Source organism: Microbacterium sp. T32 (assembly GCF_001619615.1).
In the GTDB taxonomy this organism is placed as follows: domain Bacteria; phylum Actinomycetota; class Actinomycetes; order Actinomycetales; family Microbacteriaceae; genus Microbacterium.
Map to the genome: position 1 here is coordinate 1 of NZ_LQQP01000069.1, position 786 is coordinate 786.

General features: G+C 69.2%; 1 protein-coding gene and 1 pseudogene. Both read left to right on the forward strand.

All coding sequences use genetic code 11. The features are described 5' to 3' along the window. Positions 1–392 (forward strand): ABC transporter permease subunit (locus tag AVW09_RS15975; RefSeq protein ID WP_442922756.1); only part of this gene is annotated, 392 nt, incomplete at its 5' end. After that, a pseudogene (locus AVW09_RS15980) lies at positions 389–786 on the forward strand (ABC transporter permease); the annotation flags it as partial. The gene AVW09_RS15975 and the pseudogene AVW09_RS15980, both read left to right, overlap by 4 nt.

The window sequence follows — 786 nt, forward strand, 5'->3', positions numbered from 1 at the left end:
ACGTGAAGTCGATGTACATCTACTCGATGCTCATCTCCGGAGCGCTCATCGGCCTCGCCGGCGTCGACCAGGTCCTCGGCACCGTGACGACCGGGTTCTCGAGCGGTATCGATGCGGGCATCGGATTCGACGCGATCACCGTGGCCCTGCTGGGGCGCTCGACTCCCGTCGGCGTGCTCGTCGCCGGCATCCTGTTCGGTGCGTTCAAGGCCGGTGGCTTCGCGATGCAGGCCGCCAACGGCGTGCCGATCGACATCGTCCTGGTCGTCCAGTCGCTCATCGTTCTGTTCATCGCGGCACCCCCTCTGGTACGCGCGATCTTCCGTCTGCCGGCACCCGGGGCGCGTAAGCCCCAGGTCCGTGCCGCCAAGAAGAAGGAGGCGGCCCGGTGAGCACCACCGCCGCACATTCCGAGACCGCCCCCGCGGCCGACGCGCTCGACACCGCCGTCGTCGTCAGCTGGAAGGCCCCGATCGTCTACGGCGTCATCACGGTACTGGCCGCCGTGCTGTTCGTCATCGCACGGCAGGACGGCGACGCCGTCTTCCGCATCTCCAGCCCGGGGGAGTTCATCCAGCTCCCCGAACTCGTGCTCGGCGGCGTGGTCACCGGCGCCGTGTGCACCGTCCTGCTCGCGCTGGTCACCGTCGCGAGCGTCCTCATCGTGCGCGCGCACCGTCGCCCGCCGATCTGGCTGGCCGTGATCTTCGCCGTCGTGTTCATGGTCGGGTTCCTCACCTGGGCCGCCGCGGGTGCGACGACCGCGGTCATCCCGCTGACCGGACT